19 protein-coding genes are annotated in these 23323 nt (G+C 60.4%); 11 read left to right on the forward strand and 8 right to left on the reverse strand.

The window, feature by feature from the left end; genetic code table 11:
• Nucleotides 1-930: 930 nt before the first annotated feature.
• Nucleotides 931-1833: a hypothetical protein gene (locus tag IVB22_RS00260; protein WP_247515342.1), complete on the reverse strand. Its 903-nt coding sequence runs from the start codon at nt 1831-1833 to the stop codon at nt 931-933.
• Between the two features lie 212 nt (nt 1834-2045).
• Here IVB22_RS00260 and IVB22_RS00265 point away from each other — a divergent pair, with 212 nt between their 5' ends.
• The 3 genes from IVB22_RS00265 (at nt 2046) to IVB22_RS00275 (ending at nt 8836) form a co-directional block, all read left to right on the forward strand.
• Nucleotides 2046-2351 (forward strand): RHS repeat domain-containing protein, encoded by a 306-nt coding sequence (locus IVB22_RS00265; protein ID WP_247515343.1) that lies wholly within the window; start codon nt 2046-2048, stop codon nt 2349-2351.
• 164 nt (nt 2352-2515) lie between these two features.
• Nucleotides 2516-8332 (forward strand): RHS repeat-associated core domain-containing protein, encoded by a 5817-nt coding sequence (locus IVB22_RS00270; protein ID WP_247515344.1) that lies wholly within the window; start codon nt 2516-2518, stop codon nt 8330-8332.
• 9 nt (nt 8333-8341) lie between these two features.
• The gene (locus IVB22_RS00275; RefSeq protein WP_247515345.1) at nt 8342-8836 is read left to right on the forward strand and encodes a hypothetical protein; all 495 of its coding nucleotides are present in this window, start codon (nt 8342-8344) and stop codon (nt 8834-8836) included.
• Between the two features lie 100 nt (nt 8837-8936).
• Here the strand turns inward: IVB22_RS00275 and IVB22_RS00280 are convergent, their stop codons facing one another.
• Complete coding sequence (locus tag IVB22_RS00280; protein WP_247515346.1) at nt 8937-9968, reverse strand: hypothetical protein; 1032 nt, start codon at nt 9966-9968, stop codon at nt 8937-8939.
• Between the two features lie 260 nt (nt 9969-10228).
• On the opposite strand from IVB22_RS00280, the gene IVB22_RS00285 reads away from it, so the two are divergent.
• Together IVB22_RS00285 and IVB22_RS00290 are read left to right on the forward strand one after the other, a co-directional pair.
• The gene (locus IVB22_RS00285; RefSeq protein WP_247515347.1) at nt 10229-10714 is read left to right on the forward strand and encodes an SseB family protein; all 486 of its coding nucleotides are present in this window, start codon (nt 10229-10231) and stop codon (nt 10712-10714) included.
• Nucleotides 10715-10774: 60 nt separating this feature from the next.
• A complete protein-coding gene (locus tag IVB22_RS00290) occupies nt 10775-11461 on the forward strand; it encodes a DUF4336 domain-containing protein (RefSeq protein ID WP_247515348.1) in 687 nt (228 codons plus the stop codon).
• Between the two features lie 100 nt (nt 11462-11561).
• Here the strand turns inward: IVB22_RS00290 and IVB22_RS00295 are convergent, their stop codons facing one another.
• From IVB22_RS00295 to IVB22_RS00310, 4 genes are all read right to left on the reverse strand, one after another.
• Nucleotides 11562-12728: a GAF domain-containing sensor histidine kinase gene (locus tag IVB22_RS00295; RefSeq protein ID WP_247515349.1), complete on the reverse strand. Its 1167-nt coding sequence runs from the start codon at nt 12726-12728 to the stop codon at nt 11562-11564.
• Nucleotides 12729-12903: 175 nt separating this feature from the next.
• On the reverse strand, nt 12904-14238 hold the full coding sequence (locus IVB22_RS00300) for a S41 family peptidase (protein ID WP_247515350.1): 1335 nt from the start codon (nt 14236-14238) through the stop codon (nt 12904-12906).
• A 137-nt stretch (nt 14239-14375) separates the two neighbouring features.
• The gene (locus IVB22_RS00305) at nt 14376-15539 is read right to left on the reverse strand and encodes an NADH:flavin oxidoreductase/NADH oxidase (RefSeq protein ID WP_247515351.1); all 1164 of its coding nucleotides are present in this window, start codon (nt 15537-15539) and stop codon (nt 14376-14378) included.
• A gap of 54 nt (nt 15540-15593) precedes the next feature.
• Nucleotides 15594-15896 (reverse strand): hypothetical protein, encoded by a 303-nt coding sequence (locus IVB22_RS00310; protein WP_247515352.1) that lies wholly within the window; start codon nt 15894-15896, stop codon nt 15594-15596.
• 131 nt (nt 15897-16027) lie between these two features.
• Here IVB22_RS00310 and IVB22_RS00315 point away from each other — a divergent pair, with 131 nt between their 5' ends.
• From IVB22_RS00315 to IVB22_RS00335, 5 genes are all read left to right on the forward strand, one after another.
• Complete coding sequence (locus tag IVB22_RS00315) at nt 16028-16654, forward strand: HAD family phosphatase (RefSeq protein WP_247515353.1); 627 nt, start codon at nt 16028-16030, stop codon at nt 16652-16654.
• A 10-nt stretch (nt 16655-16664) separates the two neighbouring features.
• Entirely contained in the window at nt 16665-17876 is a 1212-nt protein-coding gene (gene glp / locus IVB22_RS00320) for a gephyrin-like molybdotransferase Glp (RefSeq protein ID WP_247515354.1), read from the forward strand.
• A gap of 212 nt (nt 17877-18088) precedes the next feature.
• Nucleotides 18089-18790 (forward strand): transcriptional repressor LexA, encoded by a 702-nt coding sequence (gene lexA, locus IVB22_RS00325; RefSeq protein ID WP_247515355.1) that lies wholly within the window; start codon nt 18089-18091, stop codon nt 18788-18790.
• A gap of 247 nt (nt 18791-19037) precedes the next feature.
• Nucleotides 19038-19454: a hypothetical protein gene (locus IVB22_RS00330; protein WP_247515356.1), complete on the forward strand. Its 417-nt coding sequence runs from the start codon at nt 19038-19040 to the stop codon at nt 19452-19454.
• Nucleotides 19455-19512: 58 nt separating this feature from the next.
• The gene (locus tag IVB22_RS00335) at nt 19513-19770 is read left to right on the forward strand and encodes a hypothetical protein (RefSeq protein ID WP_247515357.1); all 258 of its coding nucleotides are present in this window, start codon (nt 19513-19515) and stop codon (nt 19768-19770) included.
• 86 nt (nt 19771-19856) lie between these two features.
• Here the strand turns inward: IVB22_RS00335 and IVB22_RS00340 are convergent, their stop codons facing one another.
• Nucleotides 19857-22151 carry a ComEC/Rec2 family competence protein gene (locus IVB22_RS00340; RefSeq protein ID WP_247515358.1) on the reverse strand — a complete coding sequence of 765 codons (2295 nt, stop codon included), beginning with the start codon at nt 22149-22151 and terminating at the stop codon, nt 19857-19859.
• Between the two features lie 452 nt (nt 22152-22603).
• Here IVB22_RS00340 and IVB22_RS00345 point away from each other — a divergent pair, with 452 nt between their 5' ends.
• Nucleotides 22604-22861 (forward strand): hypothetical protein, encoded by a 258-nt coding sequence (locus IVB22_RS00345; protein ID WP_247515359.1) that lies wholly within the window; start codon nt 22604-22606, stop codon nt 22859-22861.
• Between the two features lie 18 nt (nt 22862-22879).
• On the opposite strand, the gene IVB22_RS00350 is transcribed toward IVB22_RS00345, so the two are convergent.
• Nucleotides 22880-23272 carry a nuclear transport factor 2 family protein gene (locus tag IVB22_RS00350; RefSeq protein ID WP_247515360.1) on the reverse strand — a complete coding sequence of 131 codons (393 nt, stop codon included), beginning with the start codon at nt 23270-23272 and terminating at the stop codon, nt 22880-22882.
• Nucleotides 23273-23323 lie beyond the last annotated feature (51 nt).

The raw sequence follows: 23323 nt of genomic DNA on the forward strand, positions 1-23323 counted from the left end.
TGACGCTTTGGATCGCAAGCCGCTAGCGCGGACGGCGCAGCTGCTTAAAGCGTTTTCGACGGACGTCCCTTGTTACCACAACGAAGACTGTCATGCCCCGCGAAGGCGGGGCATCCAGTACGCCGCGGCCTATCGTTTCTATCATTGCTGTCTCTGGAATACTGGATCGTCCGCCCCAGTGCGCAATCGCGCACAAGGCGGACGATGACACTGAGTATGCCTCCGCAGTCCCGCGACGCGATGCGCCCGAGGTTTGCAAAATGATCGCCCATGAGAGGGCGCAGGGAATGCCGGGTGCCGGCTAGCACCCGCGGTCTCGTGTGCAAGATGCACTTAAGAATGCGCACACGAGCATACAGGTACAGCCGGAGCAGCCCGGCATTCCCTGCACAGTGGTCTTACGGCTTATGCCGCGCTCTCCCCGGAGACGAATTCGTCTTGCCTCCGTCGCCAGCGAATTGACGGCTCGCATTGCCCGGTCGAGCTTTGCAAACCTCCGCCGGCTTGACACCAGCAACGGGCGCCAGGACCACACGGTTTTGCCGTACGCAGCTTCCTCCGCCAAAAAACTTCAAGCAGCCAAGTGCCGGCCGACCGAAGATCTGGCGGAAGCGTTTAAGCGCCGTTCGTCTGCGCGCGATGTTCGCTCACGGAAGCCCGCCCTGCGAACACCTCTCGCGCCTGACGCTGCCGCGTCCACCGCAACCCGCCCCAACGTTCGTGACGATGGCCAATGCCCCTCTTCTCGGGACGGGATGGCGGGAGTTGTAGTGGTGATTTGGGGTGGCGGCGAAGCGGATTATTTTTGCGTACAGGGCTGGACGGGGCAAATCACGTTGAAGTAGTTACGGAAAATCGCGTGGCCGCGCACGCCCAATAGACCCCGGCTCCGCCCCATCTACGTGCGCGACGAAACTTTTTCGGATCCGGCTAAAGCCCGAGCGCCAAGCTGACATCGGTCCAACCGATAGTCCAAACCCAATAGGTTGAACCAGCGGCTGATGCTCGCATGCGCACCTGACTTGAGACGTCCGTAATTTCCTCAATCTTACAAAGAGCAACTTGGCCGGCGACTTGCGTGAAGCCCACGTTGGCGTTTCCCGCGGCTACGGCTTGATCGGAGATATCCAATGACGACACCAACAAACCAACGCCGGCGCCGGGGGCAGACATCGCTACATTCATAATGACCTTCGTTTTGATGCCGGGCGGCGCCGTGACCGCTTGACTGACGGCAGTAGTACCAATTGTGGAGCTGTTGACGTTTTGGACGGAAACATACCAAAGGAACGTAGAGCCGATCTGACTAAACCTGATCCACTGGCCTGTGCCATCAGTTTTCATTGAACCGATACGGCGCTGTTTGGTGTAATTTGCCGGCAAAGTCGGCGTCGTCGCGGATAGCGAAACCAGGATGTCGACCACGCCGGTATCGACTCTCTCGATCAAGAAGACATGATACCAGGTGTTGTTGGCTATAGTGCCACTATCCAATGACCCCGTACCCGATCCAACGGCCCAAGCGCCCGTCGACTTGGAATAGGCGGTCGACAGCTTCATCGACACCGTCTGGTCGTTGGATGTTGCTATGCCGGCAGCAATTCCAAAATTAGGTGAGCTTCCAGCCGTGGAGAGTGTTAGGCCGCTCAAATAGCCTCTCGGCGCGGACTGATTGTTCAAACAGTGCAGAAGCGCGTTGAAATTAGCCATCACCTGCGTAGCGTCGGCATTGGTGCCATTGGCCAGAGTGTTTGGCACCGAACAATTCTGCGCGTGTGCACCGTGACCGAGAACCAGCAAAAAAGAAAACGCGGCAAGCAAGGGACGGATCATTACAAGGCTCCATGCGTTGTCAATTTTAAATTGTATGTTCACGTCTAACATTTTTGGATTGATAACGCCAGCAAGCTGTGTAAAAAATATTCCCGCACGTCTCTGTTCGCTTTTTGTGAAACGAGGAGCTGAGCAAGATCGCACTCACTCACACTTCCTAGAATTGATCGATCGTCGTCCGGACAAGACCAACTCCAAGAAGGAACGAAGCGATGACTGCCCTGTGCAATCCAAATGCATTTCTGATCCGGATATCGGCAACCTTCGTCACCGGCGCTCTTGCGGCTGTCATGACATTGACACCGGTATACGCAGCCAACGGCTCCGTGGCCTACACCTATGACGCGCTCGGTCGCGTCACGACGGCCAGTTACGACACCGGCGTCTGCATCATCTACACGTACGATCCTAACGGAAACCGTCTCTCCGAGACCATCAACGTCACTGCCGCGGGCGCCACCGGCGTATGGGGCTGCTTCAACTGGAATGCCAGCGGAGGCGCGAAGTGGGGATCGTGATCGTGGGAAGTCCGACGAAACAGTGAATTCCTGCCCAGGGAAACTCCATGCGAACCATGCGGACGTTGCTCGCGACAATACTTCTTTCGCTACCCACTCTTCTTGCAATGGAGGCGGTTACCATTGGTCTAGTCCGAGCGGACGAAACACCCGCCGGCATGAGGATGAACGTCATCCCCGAACGCGTCGCGCATCCGATCACGCAGGATGCTCCGGTCGTGATACCGTATGTCACGCAGACGAAGAGCGGCGGCGCTTCAAATCAAACCCCACCAACCTCAACGTCATCGCAACTCGCGTTGGCTACTCAATCCGGCGGCGCGCGATCGGTGGGCTGCGCCCCGGCTAGTTCCCAGCCGGCGCCTCTCGTTGCTCTGGCATCAGCTCTGAAATGCGACGCAGATCTCATCTTCGAATACGTCTACAACAACATTGAATTTGAGCCCCTCTACGGCAGCAACAAAGGAGCGCTCGGAACACTTCTCGATCGCCGGGGCAATGACGCCGACCAGGCAATTCTATTCGTTACGTTGCTCAACATCGCAGGATATTCGCAAACCGGATACGCAAGCGTACTGCTGGGAATGACCGGGGCCCAGATCGCAAATTGGCTAGGGGTCGCCAACGATGCGACCGCAATTGGAGCGCTTCTAAGCGGAGGCGGAATTCCGTTCACAAACGCGGTGGTCAATCCGAACGGCTCGCTTGCATCAATCCAGGTACTCCATTTTCTAGCGGCCTTGCAGCTCAATGGGACGTGGTACTATTTCGACCCGAGTTTCAAATTTCACAGTATCGTCACGGGCGCTTCGTCCCTCGCTTCAGCGCTTGGTTATGACAAGACGCAATTTCTTGCACATGCAGGCGGTACTATCGACAGTAATTCCATTTCAAACATTAACCGCGTCAATCTAAGAGCCGACCTCGTCCAATACGCGACGAACTTGATCAACTACATAAATCAGCATGACCGTACGTGGTCCATCAGCAATTTGATTGGCGGCAAATCGATACAGCCGTTAACAGGCTCGCCGATCCGCTGGCAGATTCCTTCGGTGACTCCAACATCGGCGTTCCCCGCCAACTGCCCCTTTCAGTCTCCGGTGGTTGAATGCAGAACCTCCGTTAAAATAACGATGCCTGGGGCTTCAGCTGGTCAGGCGATCAAGCTCTATACAGATCAGACATACGGTCACAGGATTACAGTATTCTCAACATCCAGCGATGCAAATTTCGTCCCGACGTTGCTGGTTGATGGTCTCGCACCAAGCTGCGTGGCCAGCGGGACTTGCACCAATGTTGGCCCAGCGACGGCGCCAGGACCGAACCTGACGTGGTCGATATCCACCGAGATCACTCAAACTAACCAGGGTTCATCTGCGGGCTGTGTATCCGGTGTAACTGGCTGCGGCACACTGAAAATTGCGGTCGGCGGTTCTTTTTTAATTAATCTTGGCGTCGGAAAAGTGGGCCGCGGAATGGCTGAATATCACCGACAATTGCTTGCCCAGGCGCGCGCCACCGGGAATTCCGATAGCTCCGAACCAGTTCTGGGAGAGAGCCTCGCTTCTATCGGCTTCGGCTATCTCGCCCAATTTTCCGCTCAGCAAGACATCGTCGAACAACTCATCCGTGTTTCCGCGCAATACTACTTTGACATCGGAATAGTAGGGCAATCGCAAATTCAACAATCGGGTTTCCAAGGACCCTATATCGACCTACCGCTGAGTCGCGGCGGCACTTTCCCTTGGAACTCCGGTGGTCCCACAACAACAATCGGCCCAAACACGTATCAGACGTCAGTTGTATCCTCCGGATTCTCGAAAGCGCTTCCCGCCAGCTCCTTTGAATCGGCAATCCTTGAGCAAACACAAGCGCCCGTCCCGGGCATGACCGCGGCCTCAACGATCAAGCTGATCGATACCAACATGGATCCATCCTATCCGGGCGCGCTCGGCAGGACATTCTTCGCCGACGGCACCACGGCCGCGGGTCAGGCAACGTACACCAACACAATCGTTCCATTGATACAGGCCAACTACAGCCCGACTGATCTTGCCAAAATATCGGCTGCTGTCTCGGGCGGTAGCCAAGTCCTGATTCCGCAAAACGGTCTTCTTGCAGTGGGGCACTGGACGGGTAGTGGATTCCTTGGCGTACTTCCACAACCTAGCGCGGTAACATTTGCATTGAGTATCACCGGCGGCATGTCGGGCGCCTTTACGGGAGTGAATGACCCAAATCCGGCACCGAACTCGCAAACGACCTTGCCACCGGCCGCAAACTCGGACACGGCCAATCCGCTGATAAACACGACTCCTTCTCCCTTCAATCCTCAGATCGCCGACCCCGTGGACGGCATCACAGGCGCGTACGTGTATAAGCATAACGACCTTGTGACCGGCAGCGGCAAATTTCCTTACGCGCTGGACTTTTCTAGGACTTATCTCTCCTCTTCGGGCAGTTCATTGACGACGACCGCCGCCGACACCGGGATCGGAAATGGCTGGGCACACAATTGGAGCAGCAACGTCGCGATACAGAGTGACCCTTACCTCAGTATCGGCAAGGCCAGTTCGCCCGCGATCAGCGCCGCTACATCGATCGTTGCCCTTTTCATCATTCAAGACCTGATGTCGGCAACCCCTACGGCACAGACTCTGACAATTTCATCGATGATCACTCGCTGGTTTACCGACCAATTGACTGGCAACGCAGCGATGGTGACGCTACCCAACACTACCGAAGAGTTCATCGCGCTGCCTCACGCCGATGGAAGCAGCAGCGTGACATACAATGCACCGCCTGGATCGTCCGCTCGCCTCGCCCGGAACGCAGGCCAGTTTTCCTACACGCTCAAGGACGGGGTTGTCTTGAACTTCGGCTCAACTCCGGCCGGTGCGTTGCAAAGTATAGTCTACCCTAACGGAGTCACCGTCAGTCTTAGTTATTCTGGATCTCCCCTGCGGCTCAACCGTATCGCCAACAATCTAGGACGGAGTTTTGATCTCGCGTATAATTCCGGCCGTGTTTCAAGCGTTACCGATGACTCCGGTCGAAGCGTAACCTATACTTACGACGGCAGTCACAATCTCACGGGGTTCACAGACCCCCTTGGCGCCACAACCACCTTCGCCTACGACACCTCTGGCACCTTTGACACGCTCGGGCACCTAACCCAAATCTTCTATCCATCCTTTCCCACGAACGCCTTTGTGAGCAACTGGTACGATCCGCTCGGCAGGGTCGTCAGGCAGGCGAATGCCATCGGGGGAATCTCACAGTACTATTTCGCAGGATCGCGCACCGAGCAGGTAGACCCGTTCGGAAATCGTCAGGTTACCTATCAGACAGATCGCGGGCGGGTTCTGAAAGATGCGTCGGTGCTGAGCAACGCCTTCGGCAATGTCTTTGGCGACACTATCCAGCAGAATGGCTTGGTCAATGTTACCACCAATCAATATGATGGACTGGATCGCTTAAAGGCGACCTTTTTTCCGGAAAAGGGAGCAGTTTCTTACGAATACGCCACTAACGTCAATCCGTGGGCTAACAATGTTTCGTTCTACACGCAATTCCCGAAGCCTGGCTTTTCGGGTGGGGCCATCACGAAATTTGAGTATGACGCCAACTACAACAAAGTGACGAAGACCACCGATTCACTCGGGCTGATCGGCACTTTGGGATATGAACCGTCCACGGGGAACCTCACATCGGCAATTAACGACGCAGGCGGAGCAGGACACTTCAACGCTACTTCCCGATTCACGTACAATTCCTCCGGTCAGCCGGTCACTGCGACCGATCCGCTCGGCTCCGTAACTCAATTTTCCTATGACAGCCTTGGCAACCAAACCTCGATTGTTCGTGACGCCGGCGCTGGACGCCTCAATCAGCTAACCACATTCACCTACAACCCGCGTGGCGATGTTGTTTCGATCACCGATCCGAAGGGAAACACTACAACAAATACTTATGACGACGCCCGCCGGCTGATTACGACGACTGCGGCGAACGGCCTGATCACCACCTACAAATACGATCCGGACGGTCACGTCATCAACGTGAAGCAGACCTTATACGGCTCGGTACTGCGGAACACAGGCACGACTTATACCGCTACCGGCAAGCCCGCGACCGTGACCGATGCCAACGGCTTTATCACCACCTTTAGCTATGACCTTCTTGATCGAGTCCTGAGCGTTAAGGACGCGATGGGTCGAACGACGAGCTATGGTTATGACGCGCTCAGTCGGCAAACGTCGATTTCAAACCTCGCGGTACAAACCGCTCCGCTGTTGCAGAAAAGCTATACGCCGGATGGGCTGCTCGCGACCCTAATCGACGCGAACAACCGCACCACCAGCTTTGCCTATGATGGGCTCGACCGTCTCGCGACCACCACCTATCCGCTTGGCAGCACGGAAACGCTAACGTACGACGCCAATAACAACATTTTGACCCGCAAGACCCGCGCCAATCAGGCCATCAGCTTCACCTACGACACCCTGAACCGGCTGAAGACCAAGACGCCGCCCTCGCCCGCGCCCGTGGTGAGCTATACCTACGACCTCGCCAGCCGCCTGACCGGCATCAGCGACACCAGCGCGGCGATCGCGTCCGCGGTGCCGCCGTCCGGATCGTCGGCACAGTATTCCATGGCTTATAGCTATGATGCGCTGAACCGGCCAACCGCCGTGACCTGGACCCCTGCCCCGAGCGTGGCGGCGCCAGTCGCCGGCAGCGTCACCTTTGGCCATAGCTACAACAGAGTGAACCAACGCATCGGCCAGACTGTGACCGACAACACTTGGTTCAATTATCCCGCTGCAACACCCAGCGCAGTGGGCTACACCGCGAACGCACTCAATCAATATACCACGGTCGGCGCGGTGACGCCGAGCTATGACGGCAACGGCAATCTCACCTCGGACGGCACTTTCACCTTCGGCTACGATTCCCAGAACCGGCTGATTTCGGCCAGCGGCGCCGGCAGCACGGCGAGCTATACGTTTGACGCGCAGGGCCGGCGCAAGACGAAGACCGTGAACGGCACGACGACGGTATTCGTCACCGATGCCAACAATCGCGAGGTGCTGGAATATGACGGTGCCAGCGGCGCGATCGTGCGCTGGTATGCCTATGGACTTGGCTCCAACGACGTGCTGAGTCAAATGAACGTGGTGGCCTCCACGCGCGCGACCTTCGTTCCAGATATTCTGGGTTCGGTTATCGGTTCACAGGATTCAAGTTCGGGCACCCTGACCAGGATCGGCTATCTGCCTTACGGCAAGAGTACGAACGCGCCCGCGACGTACGGTTACACGGCACAGCGCATCGATCCGGAGACCAGCGGGCTGTATTATTACCGTGCGCGGCATTATTCGCCGGCATGGGGACGGTTCTTGCAGACGGACCCGATTGGGTATCGCGGAGGCAACCATCTCTATGCCTATGTCGGCAACGATCCGGTCAATCTGATCGATCCGTTTGGATTGGCGTCAGATAATCCGAGCACAAATAGCGCATCAACCATCGCTTTGCCTGCTGTGGGTGGTGCGAGCGGCGCGGCCGCAACTGCCGGCGCGGCCGTAGCTATTGGCGCGGCTGGTGCCGCGGCGGTCGTCTGCGTTCTGCTATGCCCGTCGCCGAATATGGGCTCCGACGACCAACCGATGGGCAGTAAAGGCCAAGCTATAACTGCGGCACCTTCACACGGCAACTCTTTCGGTTCTCAACGACAAACATATGTGTACCAGCTAACCGATCAAACTACTGGAGAGGTTTTAAAATATGGGATAACATCCGCGGCAAATCCAACAGCCCGGTATTCCCAAGGCTTCTACGCAACAACGAACTCTCAAATGGAAGTAATTGCCGTGTATTCAAATCGTGGTTACGCACGGGCTCATGAAATTGTTGCTTCTGGACTATTCGTCGTCAATAATGGTCGGCTGCCACTTTTGAGCTTAGTTCCATAGAAATTCGCCATGGGCACTTTCAGCAAGAGAGAGCAGAAAATTATTGATCAACTAAAGGACTCCGGGCATTCGCTGAAGGGCGCCCAAGACGATACGCTGTTTAAGTTCACCGTGAGATTCTTTACTACCGCAGGGATTGAATCGCGAGATCTCGCTCGTTGGTTCGAAGAAGAGATACTTTCAGCGATCGAAAATCTATCGTTTGACTCGCCCATCACGGGGATTGCGATTTTTCCTACAATTTTTGATGGCGCAATTGCCCCAGCGCCGAACGACTATGTGACGTATAAGAAGAAGGAGAAGTCAGTGTTCGTCGGATTGAACATTGACTTCTTATCTTGGGCGTCTGGTTCAAGAGAAGAGAAGCTGAGCATGCTGGCAAACAATATTAAACAGTCCATTGAACGGATTCCGGATAAGTATCTGTCGAGTTCAGATCGCAAGACGCTCTTGGATATTGCGAGTGAAGTTCATAAACGGTTGGTCAATCGGCTCTTGCATTGACATCGTCGATTAAGATTACGGTCACAGCAAGTAGCCCGCAGCGACATGCGGGGATAAACCAAAACCCCGGATGTCGCTTCGCTCTTCCGCGCTCCCCTCGCTAAAGCCGCGCCTTCAGCGCGAGCGGCACCCGAAACGTCCTGAAGCCTTCGATGTCGGGAAACCCCTCTGCTGCTTCGCGCGAAGCCAGCGTCAGGACCGCGGCCGGGACTTCGCCGCTGATCAGACGTTCGATCGCGCCGGTCTGTCCTTCGCTGAACTGGACTTCCGCAGCGCCCGCCGACATCAGCGCGGCGCTGACGCTTCCGCTCGCGGCGGATTGCTTCTCCTCGATTGCGATGCTCTTGTTGTTCAGGTCTGATAACGAACTGATCTCCGGACGCGCCAGGACCAGCGCGACCAGATTGTCCGAGTTATCTGGTAATGCGGATGCCGTCTTGTCGGTATCGCTGGCCTCACCGGGGCCCGCTGCCGGATTGTCCGATTTGTTGGCTACTTCCCGTCCCGTCCCGATGGCCGTGACGAGATCCGCCAATCCCGTCGCTTCCACGACCTGCTGCTGGATTGTTCGGGAGGCCGAAGCGGGAGCAGCGGCGGCCGCGGCCTGCAACGCAGCGTTCTCGGAGGTAGCGGGCGTCGCCGCGATCTCGAGCGTGGCTGGCGGCGGCAGGGTGGCCTCGGACTTCACTTCGGACTTCACGTCAGACTTCACCTCGGACTTGGGGACCTCCGCGGGCTGCGACGCAGCGATGGAGGCTGCTTGCGCCGGTTCCGGCCTGTCGGCGCTTTGCAATTTGCGCTCCGGCGCCTCGCCTCCTGCAACGACCTTTTCGGCAGCCTTATCTCGCGTCACTGTCGCCGTGGCCGCCGGAATATCTTTCCTGGTTGCTTGTGGGGCGGGATTGGGCGCGGCGGCCTTCCTGGTGTGCGATGCCTTGGTGTTCAATGCCTTGGCGTTCGACGCCGCCTTTTCGGCGCGCGGCGCCGGGCGGGAAACCGGTGCGGGGTGCCTTGCCACGCGTGGCCGAGCCGCGGGTTCTAATCGCTCTATTTCCGCCTCGGCCGGTACCGCGACGCTGGTCTCGCGTTCTTCGCGATGCCGCGCAGACAATGCCCGGTCAGACCAGGCCATATAGGATTGACACGCCCTGTTGCACGGCAACCCATCGATATAAACGACGCCGGGTGAATCGAGCGGGTTTGCTTGCAGGGCCCCACTCGAACAGAGCAACAACATCAGGGTCGGCAAAGTAAATTTTCTCGACATAACTACTCCGTTTGAACGCGCATGGAGCGGGAACCGGCTTCGTAAAAGATCACGGCGCCCCAGCTACGATTGGACGGAGACGTGGTTTCAAAAAAGGTCTTTGTTTCCGGATCGTCTCGCCTGCCTTGACGATGCCCTTTCGCTGCCCGGCTCGCGACCGCCGCCTGCCACAAATTCGGAATGAATTGGTCGGCGACAGGCCGCAGGGGCGCATTGTGCAGTTACAAGAGTTCAAACCTGAGAACGAACTTGAGATCGCGATCGTGAATGCCAAACAAGGCGTCCGCCCGGTTGCCGATCTGATGGGGCTCATCGCCCGATCGAATCTCTTCATATCGAGCAAGGGAGAAGTTCAGTCTGATTGGAGCGGGCTTGATCCGCTGTTGTTCGAGAAGGACGGCCATCCCTTTGTCGCCGTCTTTTCCGCCCTGTCGCGGCCGGGGCTGCATAGCCGTATGGCGGAGTACGTGCTGCAAATGAACGGGAGGGAGTTCTTTCTGAGGATGCCGGAAAGCTACGGCGTTATTCTCAACCCGGGTTATGTTTCACAACTCATCATTCCGCCAACCGGCGTTTCCGAATTCAGGAAGGACCTGAAGGGCGGCAAGTAACCGGCGGGGGATTCAAAAGGGGATCTTGATCCGGATCGCTATAATTGCGTTAGATCGGTTATGTTGAAGGAATTCGGTCAGAAGATCTGGACTGCGGACGGACCGGACGTTGCAGTAGCTGGATTTCATTACCCCACCCGAATGGCCGTAATAGGTCTATCAGACGGCAGCCTCTTCATCTGGTCGCCGATCCAGCTCACGGATGGCCTGCGCGCAGTGGATGCTATCGGTCACGTACGGCACATTGTTGCGCCAAATTCACTTCATCACTTGTTTCTTCAAGAGTGGAAGCATGCCTACCCCGGCGCCAAGGTCCACGCCCCGCCCGGATTGCGAAGGAAACGCGAGGACATAATATTTGACGCTGATCTCGGAAGCGCGCCCAGCGCGGGCTGGATCGGGGAGATCGATCAGGTCCTGATGCACGGCAACCTGATCACTACCGAGGTCGTGTTCTTTCATGTCAAGAGCGGCACCGTGCTCTTCACTGACCTGATCCAGCAGTTCCCTGCCGAACGACTGTCCGGCTGGCGAGCTATCGTAGCGAAACCGGACCTCATGACAGGACCTGAGCCGTCGGTGCCGCGCAAGTTTCGCGTCGCCTTTGCCAACCGCCGCGCCGCGCGAGACTCCCTGCAACACATTCTCGCATGGCCCGCCGAAAAGGTGCTGATGGCCCACGGAACACCAATCGAGCAGGATGCCCGAGCATACCTGCGCCGTGCTTTTGACTGGTTGATCGCGTGATGAGGCGGCGACGACCAATGCGTATCGAACCGGCAAGGGCCCGCGCTGCAGCATATCTCAATTTGACCAAAACGCGTTGCGATCGGCGTTGACGGCCACATCAATCCGCCTGCCAAAACTCGGCCCTGAACGTGGTTTCATGCGGATTTGATTCCACGGAAATGATCCCTCCGTGCGCCTTGGCTATTTCCTGGGAGATGTAGAGGCCCAGGCCGAGGCCTTGCTGGTTCGGTTGGACATCGCCGCGCTGAAAGGCCGTGAATAGGTGCGGCACGGCCTCGGCCGGAATGGGCGCGCCGCGGTTGCTCACGCTGATCGCAAAGCCCTTGCCAGCGCTTTTCGCGATGACGGTGATCGGTTCAGAGGGAGCACCATAGGACAACGCATTACCGAGCAGGTTCGACAACAACTGCCCCATCCGGCCGGCATCCATGTTGACCTTGCCGGACATTTTGACACCCGTCTCTATGAGGCGATCAGGGTACGCACTCCTGAACTCCGCAACGATCTGCTCAATGACCGGTTCGAGCAGATCCTCCTTCAACCTCACCTGCATCCCTCCGCCGAGCCTGGCGCGCGCGAAGTCCATCACGTTGTCAATCATGCCGGACATGCGATTGACGCTGCCCTGCATGAGACTGATCCAGTTCTCGCCTTCCGGATCCACCTTCTTGCGAAGCAGACGCAACCCGCCAGCGATTGAAGCAAGCGGATTTCTAAGGTCATGGCCCAGGACGGCAATGAACTGCTCGCGTACCTCCGCCGTCTTTTTCTCCGACGCCAGTTGCCTTTCGCTCATCTCGACCCTGTCGGCCGCGTCCAGGTGAAACGCCAGCAGCTCCGCAAACAGTTTGAACATCCCGATGGTTTCGGGGGTGCGCAAAGCGCGCGGCTTGGGATCGATGGCACAAAGAGTTCCGAAAAAGGAACCATCGGGAAGGATGATCGGCATCGAGATGTAGCTCTGAAAGCCGTACTGCGCCGGGGTGTGGTGGCCGCAATAGGCGGCGTCCTTGCTCACGTCATCAATGATGACCGCCTCGCGGCTCTGCCGGATTTCGTGGCAGATGGTGGTCTCGACCTTCAGCTCGTCGCCAGGCTTCAGGCCGAACGCCAAATCGTCCTTGGACGCGCAGGTAATCCACCTGTCCTCGGTGACGCGGGCGATAGCCGTGAATCCCATCCCCGTGGTCTTGCTCACCACGTCAAGGATGGTCGGCACCGCGGCAATACCGCTTACTTTGGCTATATCACGATCAAAATTCATTCATGGCCCAATGTCGGGCACTAAGCTATTATCGCTAAACGAACGGCACAAGGCGCGCCGCAACACGCAGCGATATGCGGGAACAAACCAAATCTTGGATGTCGCTTCCGCCCGCGCTCCTTGAGCTACGGCGGACAAGTCGATCATCTGGGCAACGTTGCCCTAGTGGAAGTCGTCAATTCGGCACCGCCCGCTTCGCCATCGCCGGACCATTCGCGTTCACCGTCACCCCGCGCAGCAAATTGAACGCCGCGTTCAGCGCCTTGTCGTCCTTGTCGTTCGGCGGAACCCAGGCTTGCGAGCCGGCTTGTTCGGCGCCGTCGGCGGCGAGGTGGCCGCGCATCGAGGCTTCGCCCTTCAGCTCGGAACGGCTCTTCAGTTCATCCGGCACATCCTGCAGCACTTCGATGTCGGGCGCGATACCCTGAGCCTGGATCGAGCGGCCCGACGGCGTGAAGTAGCGCGCCGTGGTCAGCGCCAGCGCGCCATTGCCTGATCCGAGCGGGATGATGGTCTGCACCGAGCCTTTGCCGAAGGTGCGCGTCCCGATCAGGGTGGCGCGCTTGTGGTCGCGCAAGGCGCCGGCCACGATCTCGGAGGCGGAAGCCGAGCCACCATTGATCAGCACGACCAGCGGCTTGCCTTTGGTGATATCGCCGCCACGCGCGGTGAAGCGTTGGGTTTCCTCCGAAGTTCTGCCGCGCGTCGAAACCACCTCGCCCCTTGTCATGAAAGCGCTCGACACGGATACGGCCTGGTCGAGCAACCCGCCGGGATTGTTGCGGAGGTCGACGACATAGCCCGCCAGCTTGTCGGCCGGGATTTCCTTGGCGATGCTGGCAATGGCCTTTTTCAGGCCGTCGGTGGTCTGCTCGTTGAAGCGGGTGATCCTGATGTAGCCGATGTCGCCACTGTCGGTCTTGTAGCGGACCGGCCGCACCCGGATGATCTCGCGGACGATGGCAACATCGATCGGCGCGGCGGAACCCTTGCGCGCGACCTTCAGTCGGATCTTGCTGTTGGCGGGGCCCTTCATCCGGCTCACCGCCTGCTCGAGCGTCATGCCCTGAATCTGCTCGTCGTCGATCTGGGTGATCACGTCGCCCGACAGCATGCCGGCCTTGGCCGCGGGCGTATCGTCGATCGGCGTCACCACCTTGACGAGGCCGTCTTCCATCGTGACCTCGATGCCGAGCCCGCCGAACTCGCCATGGGTGGTCTCCTGCATGTCGCTCCAGCCCTTCTCATTCATGTAGCGCGAATGAGGATCGAGCGCGGAGATCATGCCGTTGATGGCGCCTTCCATCAGCTTGGAATCGTCGGGCTTCTCGACATAGCTGGTCTTGATCCGCTCGAACACGTTGCCGAACAGATTGAGCTGGGTGTAGGCGTCGGAACGCGCCGCTGCCTTTGCCGCCGCGACCAGACTAGCCCCCGGCGGTCCCACCACGAGAACGGTCAGACACGCGCCCGTAACCGTGCCGAGAAGAAAGGAAAAATTCCTGCGCATCGTGGGGCGTCCCTTTTGGCTAACGGACGCCCGCGATCCCTGTGAATCGGCGCCCTGTCCCGGCGCAACCAACTCACAATGGCTTTTTGGTCGGATCAAGGCACGCCGGCCCGAACCAATACGACCTCATCAGGCACCTAATCGGCTTTCTGCAGCCCGTTTTGCCAGGTCGAGGGTGGGGTTCCAAAACCGCGCTTGGCGCGGGTGCCCAGCCAGTAGCCGAATTGCGGCGGAACGTTGCGGAATGCGCCCTCCACTCCAAGCTTGAGCGCGGCATCCATCGGCCAATTGGGATTGTTGAGGATTTCCCGCCCCACCGCGATCAAATCGGCCTGACCGTCGCGCAGGATCTGCTCGGCCTGGTCGCCATGGATGATGAGGCCAACCGCCATCGTCATGATGTCGGCATGGCGTTTCACGTATTCCGACAGCGGCACCTGGTAGCCAAATTTGATTTCCTTGCCCAGGATCGGCGCCATTTCGGTGATGCCGCCGGACGAGCAGTCGATGGCGTCGACGCCCTTCGCTTTCAGAATTTTTGCCAGCCGGGCGCTCTGCTCCGGCCCCCATCCGGCATTGTCCTCGACCGAGAGACGGACGAACAGCGGCTTGTAGTCCGGCCAGTGCGCGCGCACGGCTTCGGTGATTTCGGTGATGAAGCGCATGCGGTTGGCTTCGGAGCCGCCATATTCGTCGGTGCGGGCGTTGGACCGCTCCGACAGGAACTGATGCACGAGATAGCCGTGCGCGCCGTGCAGCTCCAGGACGTCGAAGCCCGCTTCGTGGGCGCGCCGTGCCGCGTTGCCCCAGGCCTGCACCAGATCTTTCACCTCATGGCGTTCCAGCGCCTTCGGCACCGGCCATTTCTCGCTATGGGCGATCGCGCTCGGGGCCACCGGCTGCCATGCCTCCCAGTCCTCGATATCGTATGTCCGCTCAAGTGGACGGTCGCCCTCCCACGGCCTTGTCGCGCGCGCCTTGCGGCCGGAATGGCCGAGCTGAATGCCGGCGACCGAATTCTGCTGCCTGATGAATTTTGCGAGGCGGCCGAGCGGCTCGACGAACTTGTCGTCCCAGATGCCGAGATCGCCGACCGTGCCGCAGCCGCGCCGCTCGACCTTGGTCGATTCCACGACGACGAGGCCCGCGCCGCCGGCGGCGAACTTGCCGGCGTTCATCAGGTGCCAGTCGGCCGGAAAGCCCTTCTGGGCCGAATATTGATGCATCGGCGGCACCACGATGCGGTTCTTCAGCGTGACGCCACGGATCGTCATCGGGGAAAACAGCAGCGTTTCCGTCATCTGTGGTTTCCTCGATCTGGACATCATTGTCCCGGCACGACGCCAGGAAGTCTCTTATTTTGCGGCACCCTCGGCGGATTTGGCCTTCGGCTTGGCCGGCGGCGCCTTGGCCGCCGCTTTCGGCGACGCACTGTCGCTGCGTACGGTACCCCAGGGGTCCGCACTCTTCTGCTGTTCCGGTATGTTGCCGAGTGACCTCCGGTAAGCCCGCTCGGCGTCCTTCTCGGCCGCGATTTCCGCAGGCGTCTTGGCCTTGTCCTCCTCGCCGTATTTGGCAGGACCTTTTTGGGCCGCAGCAGGTCCAGCGAATAACGCGATCACGGCGACGGCGCCCAGAATTCTCCCAACGGCTTGCATGCGACTACTCCCTGAAATAGGCCCAAGCCTTTAGCACAGCTCGCGCACGGGCTTAAGCGCCGGATTGGGTTTCGAAGCGAATCCCCGTGGCGGCCGTTGCTCAGGCCGGTCCAGTTTTGTAAACGATTGCCATGAATTTGCCGCCAGCGCCCCCCTCCGTCGACGTGTTGCTGTTCGATCTCGGCCGTGTCGTGCTCGATATCAGTTTCGACAAGGTGATGGCGACCTGGGCCGCGCACGCGGGCTGCGAGCCTGCCGAGCTCGCCAGCCGCTTTGTCGTCAACGACAGTTTCAAGCACCACGAGATCGGCCAGATCGACGACGCGGCATTCTTTGCGAGCCTGCGTCAGTCGCTCGGCATCGGCATCACAGACGCGCAGTTCCTCGAGGGCTGGAACGCGATCTTCACCGGCGAGATGCCCGGAATTGCGCCGCTGCTGGCTGGCGCCGCACAACGCCTGCCGCTCTATGCCTTTTCCAACACCAATCCGGCCCACGTGGCGCATTTTTCGCTGGCCTATGCTGATGTGCTCGGCCATTTCCGCGAGGTATTCCTGTCCTCGAGCATCGGTTTGCGCAAACCCGACGCGGAAGCCTATGATCATGTGGTAAAGGCGATCGGCGTGCCGGCGTCGCGGATCCTGTTCTTCGACGACTCGGCCGCCAATATCGAAGGTGCGCGGGCGCGCGGCCTTTGTGCCATCCACGTGACATCGACGGATGACGTGGCGAGGGCACTGACCGCACTTGAAGTATAGGAGGTCGCCCGTGGCCTTGATGCCTGTCGCCGATGCGCTTGCTGCGATCCTTGCCGGCGCCGAACCGTTGCCCGAGGAAATGATTTCGCTCGACGATGCCTGGTATCGCGTGCTGGCGCGCGACGTCGCCGCGCGGCGGACGCAACCGCCGCAGGCGATGTCGGCGATGGACGGCTACGCGGTGCGCGCTGATGATGCCGCCGATCTCTCCGCACGGCTGAGGGTGATCGGCGAGGTCGCGGCCGGCCGCCCGTTCGAGCGGAAGGTCGGCAGCGGCGAAGCGGTGCGGATTTTTACCGGCGGCGTGATCCCCGACGGCGCCGACGCTGTGATCATCCAGGAGGACACTGGCGTCGATGGCGACCACATCACCATCACCGAGGCGGCCGTGAAGGGGCGGCATATCCGTCCCGCCGGCGTCGATTTCCGGGAGGGCGATGTGCTGCTCACGCGCGGGCGCCGCCTCACCGACCGCGATTTGTCGCTCGCCGCCGGCATGAACTATCCGGAGCTTGCGGTGCGCCGCCGCCCGAAAGTCGCGGTCCTCGGCACCGGCGACGAGCTGGTGATGCCGGGCGCAACCCCCGGCCCCGGCCAGATCGTCTATTCCAACGGCTACGGAATCCGTGCGCTGGCGCGGTCGGAAGGCGCCGAGGTCATCGATCTCGGAATCGCCGCCGACACGGTCGCTGCCACCGCGCAAGGCATCCGCCGGGCGCGCGAGCTTGAAGCAGATATCCTGATCACCATGGGCGGCGCCTCGGTCGGCGACCATGACCTCGTCAAGCAGTCGCTGGAGGCCGAGGGGACGGCCATGGCGTTCTGGCGCATCGCGATGCGGCCGGGCAAGCCGATGATGCACGGCAGGCTGGGCGCGATGCGGGTGATCGGCCTGCCCGGCAATCCCGTCTCCTCCTATGTCTGCGGCTTCCTGTTTCTGGTGCCGTTGATTCGCGCATTATCGGGCCGTGACACCATCCATCATCCGCGCGAAGGCGCCGAGCTGGGCCGCTACCTCGCCGCCAACGACCAGCGCGAAGACTATCTTCGAGCGCGCCTCGAAGAGCGCGCGGACGGCACGCTGATCGCAGTGCCGGTGAACCACCAGGACTCGTCGCTATTAGGGAATCTCGCTGCGGCACGGGCACTTGTGATACGTCCGCCGTTCGCGCCGGCTGCCGCCAAGGGTTCGCGTTGCGAGCTGCTCCGGCTGCCGGAATGACGCCCTGAACGGCGCCCTTAAGGGTGTCTTCAGCCGAAGCCGCAATGCGTTCACCTGAAATTAAGTGGTTGCGGAACACATATCGAACATATAGTGTCCGTTCATGATTTGTTTCGACTGCTAGTGTCTATGGTTGGGAGTTTTGGGGACTCTCGCGATGGACCCTGGAGATTCGGGACCGAAAGACTGTGCCAACCGGGGGAATGCTCGCGATGCTTACGCGCAAACAATATGAACTTCTGCGTTTCATCAATGAACGGCTGAAAGAGGCCGGCGTACCGCCCTCCTTCGACGAGATGAAGGACGCGCTCGATCTGCGTTCGAAATCCGGAATCCACCGTCTCATTACGGCACTGGAGGAGCGTGGCTTCATCCGCCGCCTGCCCAACCGCGCCCGCGCCATCGAAGTCATCAAGCTGCCGGAGCTCGCGGCCGCCGGCAACGGCCGCCGCGGCTTCACGCCGAGCGTCATCGAAGGCACGCTCGGCAGGCGCACGGTGAGCGCGCCGGCTGCCGAGGACGACGGCAATCGCCCGGTCGCCGTGCCCGTGATGGGCCGGATCGCCGCCGGTACGCCGATCGAGGCGCTGCAGACCCGCAGCCACACCATCAGCGTGCCGCCTGACATGCTCGGCTCCGGCGAACATTACGCGCTCGAAGTGCGCGGCGATTCCATGGTCGACGCCGGTATTCTCGACGGCGACATGGCGCTGATCCAGCGCAACGAGACCGCCGACACCGGCGATATCGTGGTGGCGCTGATCGACGAGGAGGAAGCCACGCTAAAACGCTTCCGCCGCCGTGGCGCCTCGATCGCGCTGGAGCCGGCGAACACCGCCTACGAAGTCCGCATCCTGCCGCCGAACCGGGTCCGGATTCAGGGCAAACTGATCGGGCTGTACCGGAAGTATTGAACGGTCGGGTTGCCGACACGACTGCTACGGCAACCCCGCCCCGGCCTTCGGCCGGGGTTTTTTGTGGCGCGCATGGAACCAAGGCGGGTTAGCGCGTTTGTGATTTAGGCGCAGTGGGCCAGTCGCAGAATTGCCCAGAAACAAGAAAAGACTCTGCGCCAAGTCCGCTCTGAATACGTCCACTCTGATAGAGGCCTGTGCCTCCTTCAAGACACCGGTCCGCTATCTCAAACGAGGGAGCCATCCGATGTGTGACTATAGCCTGCACGCTGTGGCGACGCGTCCGGCCAAGGTCGGCGAGACGCTGATCACCACGACATTCCGCGGTACATCAACCCGCGGCTTCGCGTCGGAACGCGAACCAGCAGTGGCGGTCTGCATGCTTCCCGGCACTGAACTGGCGTTCGCCGAGGACGTCAAATACGACAACCGGTGGATCTGGACCCGAACCACCGAATGGCGGGTCGGCAAGTTCAACCAGATCGAACCCGAAGTATCCGACCGTCACCATGATGCGATCGAATTTCCTGACGGAAGCCATGTGCTGGTGACGCAGCTTTGCGAAGGCCAGCGCGCGACCGTGCTGCAATTGCCGGTGACCGAGGGCGAACGTGCACCGAAGGTGACGGAAGCGCCTCGGGGCGAATCCATCGTGACCGGATAAAACGCAACGTGAATGCGATCCGCCGGTTCAGGCCGGCGGATCATGGTGATATAGTTTTGTGAGAAAACTCGGCACCGAGGGGCAGTCGGTGGTCAACAAGGTTACTTGGCAAAAAGCCGGACGCGTCACCGAGCCTGGACGGTACATGTTCAGGTACGGCTGGCTCACCATCACGGCCGAAGATCTCGCGATCTGGCGGCAATTCCCTGCGGCGTCGTTCACGCTGGTCAAGCTGCCGTCGACCCCCGACGCGCCTGAGGAATTCCACCTCGGCGCATTCGAAATACCAGCCAGTCCCACGGTCGACGAGCACTGAAGGTCGTCTAGACCCCTGGGGCTCTAGACTTTTGATTTGACGCGTTTTCTTGACGCGAACTGGTCTCCACTTCCCTGGAAAACGCTCTATTCCTCCGCCTGAAGGTCGGCCTCAGCTGGCGTGGCATCGACGGCGCGCGGTGGCACGACACGCGGCGCAAGAACGGCGGTGTCTGCCTCGCCCTCGTCGGCGACGGCCGGCGACCATGGGCGGTCGATCCCTCGGGGTTTGACCGCCTCGACGACAAATCCCTCACGGCTTCGCCGCAACGCCATCGCCCCCTGCCGCCGCAGCCGGTCGGCATCGATGATGGAAGCCGCGCATGATGCGGGCGCCTGCCGCAGGGTCACGATGAGCGCCGCGCGCTCGCAATCGTCCGCCAGCGCCTCGGGCCTGAGCGCCTGCGCGACCAAGCCGCCGGCGGATTGCATCACGCAGCCAAGGTCGTCGCATGAGACGCCTGATGTGAGCGACGCATCGGCCGCCGTACGCGCATCCGCATCCGCCGCCAGCCACTCCTTCAGCAGGAAGGCATCCCGGGAGCCCTTTGCCGCATGCATCAGATGCAGCCTTCCATCCTGGCCGCGCACCCCGACATTGCGGCCATCGGCGGAAATCAAGATATCCGGCTGCGGCGCCCTCGCCGCCCACAGCGCCGCTGATAGTACCAGTACGGCGCCCGACCAGCGCAGCGGGGTGCGCAACAGGCCGAGCAGGATGATGCCGAGACTGGCCGCAATCAGCGGGCCGATGCCGAACGCCGGCACGCGGCCGACCGCGCCGGGCAAAGCTGCGACCCATTGCGTCACCGCAATCATCCAGTCGATGCCGACACCCATGATCGCCCAGAACAGGCGATCGAAACCGAACGGCATCGCGACAAGGCCGAGCAGGCCCGCCGGCATCACGACTGCGGAGACCACCGGCATCGCCGCGAGATTGGCCAGCACGCCATAGGGCGTGACCCGGTGGAAGTGAAAGGCCGCGTAAGGCATGGTCGCGAGCCCCGCCACCAGCGAGGCCAGCAACAGCATCGTGATCTCACGACCGCCCCACAGCGCCGCACGCGCGGTTGCGGTATGATCTGCTGTCGCGAACAGGCGCGGCATGCCGATCTGCACCAGGGCAACGAGGCCAAGCGTCGCCGCAAACGACATCTGAAAACTCGGATGGACCAGCGCTTCCGGCGCGACCACCAGCACGATCAGGGCCGCGACCGCGAGCGTGCGAAACGTAATCGCCCGGCGATCGACCATGACCGCGATCAGCACCACGGCCGTCATGAAGAACGAGCGCTGCGTCGCCACTTCCGCCCCCGACAGCAGCAGATAGAACGCGGCGGCGGCGAGCGCTGCCGCGGCCGACCATTTCTTGATGGCGTAGCCGACCGTGAGTGCTGGAAACAGCGCGAGCAGCGCCCGCACCGCGAAGAACACGACGCCGGCGACGACGGCCATGTGATAGCCGGAGATCGACAGCACATGGCCCAATCCAGAGATGAACATGGCGTCGTTCACCGGCGGCGAGATCGCGTCGCGCCGCCCGGTCAACAGCGCCGTGGCAATCGCGCGCTTGTCACCTTCCAGCGTGGTCCTGATCCGCGCGTCGATCGTATCGCGCAGGCCCTGCATCACGGCCGAATAGCGCAGGCGAAGCCCGCCGCCCATGGCCGGCGGCTCCGTGGTCTTGATCGCGCCCATCACGAAGCCGGAGGCGCCGATGCCGGCGAAGAACATGTCGCGGCTGAAATCGTAGCTGCCCGGCCGCACCGGTGAGAGCGGCGGCAACAGTCGCGCCTTCAATTCGACGAAGCTGCCGACCGCGGGCGCCGTGCCCTTCTTCACCGACAGCCGCACGCGTTCGAGCTTGGTCGTTCCGCGCGCGCTTTCCATGGTGACGACGCGCAGCACAAAACGGTCCGTGCGCTCGCGAATGTCGCGGGTCTCGACAAAACCCGTCAGCGATACCGAAAACATCGGCCGCGCCAGCACGCCATGCGCGACCCGCGCCGTCTTCCAGGTCGCCACCGCAAAGCCTGCCGCAACGGCTGCGATCATCACCGCGACCGGAAAGAATTTTTGCCGCCGCAATAGAGCCGCCACCGCACATAGCGTGATCGCCACGACGGCGGCCACCGACAGCACCGGCTCGTGATCGGCGGCAAAGTAGAACGCGATGCCGATGCCGAACGCCACGGGTATCCAGGGCAGCAATCGGCCCGCGCCAGCTTCCGCACGCGCCCACGCGCGCAGCGTCTCGACAACCGGCGGCCAGAAAGCGGGACGCGATGGAGCAAGGCCGCCAATGGGCGCCGCGGCGCGTGGCGGCCAGGTCCCGGCATAGCCCCGCTTCCGGCCCGAAATGTCGCCCTGCTCAGCCACCCCGGCCTACACCTTACGATCCCGTGGAGAGCACGAGACTACCGGACGGTGTATTGCGGCCGCTAGCGGAACGGATGCAGAAACCTGAAGAAGCGGGCCGCAACACCCACGGGACCTTCCCCGACTGATTTCCGCCAAAAGATAATTCATTGGCGTGGAAAACTGCCGCTAAGTCAGCCCAACTGCATTTTCCGACTCGGCAAAGCGTGCTCGTGTCTAGAATTCGAGGCTGGTTGCGGAGCACGACGTGAGCCAGTTTTCTTGTACGTTTCTGCTTGTGACGGCTCTGATGCTCACGGCATGCTTCGGAGTAGCCGCTTGGCGCCTCTCCGGTGACGCATCGGAGGTAACGGGAAGCATCCTGCCGCCGTTGATTGATCTGCGTTAAAGATCCCCAGAGCGGATGCAGAAACCTGAGGAAACGCGCCGCCATCCGCGCTACACTCGCGGCCATGAAGCTAATCGCCTGCCTTTCATTTGCCGTCATGATGACCGCCTCGGCGACTGCTGCCGCGGCGACCGAACAATGTCGTTTCATCGAGGCAAGGCCCGAGCGCGAGGCGTGCTACCAGCGCCAGGAGGTTGCGCGCGCCGCCCGTCAGAAAGCGAACGAGGCCCGGGAGGCCGAACAGCAAAAGAGCTACGAGCCCATGACGCAGGAAGATGCCCAGCTCGCAAAAGCCATCCGGGGTATTTGCCGGGGCTGCTAGCCGCCGCCGGGCCGACGCCTATTGTGCGATCAGCGGCGTCTTCGACGAGACGTGATGGCTGACGATCTTCCAGTCTCCGTCTTCGCGAACGATCACCCAAGTAATTTTCACCACCAGCGGCTCGGCGTCCTTCTCGACGATAAACGTCGCTGTGCCCGCGACATTGATCAGATCGACCGCCGCCGGCGCCGTCCTGATATCGGTGAATTGCACGGATGGCGACTGCCATCGCGGCAGTCCCTCGAAGTAGGTCTTAATGCCGTCATTGCCGCGATAGAAATTCGGGTTCGAACCAAAGAAGAATGCGTTCTTCGAATAGAGTGAGGCGAGAGCTTTGGCATCCAGCCTGCTGAACGCCGCCGCCCACCGGCGCGTGATGCCAGAGACGATGTCGTCGATCGCGTGTTGCATCGATGATCCAATCTGAAATCGTAGGGTGGGCAAAGCGAAGCGTGCCCACCA

The organism is Bradyrhizobium sp. 190 (genome assembly GCF_023073415.1).
Lineage (GTDB): Bacteria > Pseudomonadota > Alphaproteobacteria > Rhizobiales > Xanthobacteraceae > Bradyrhizobium.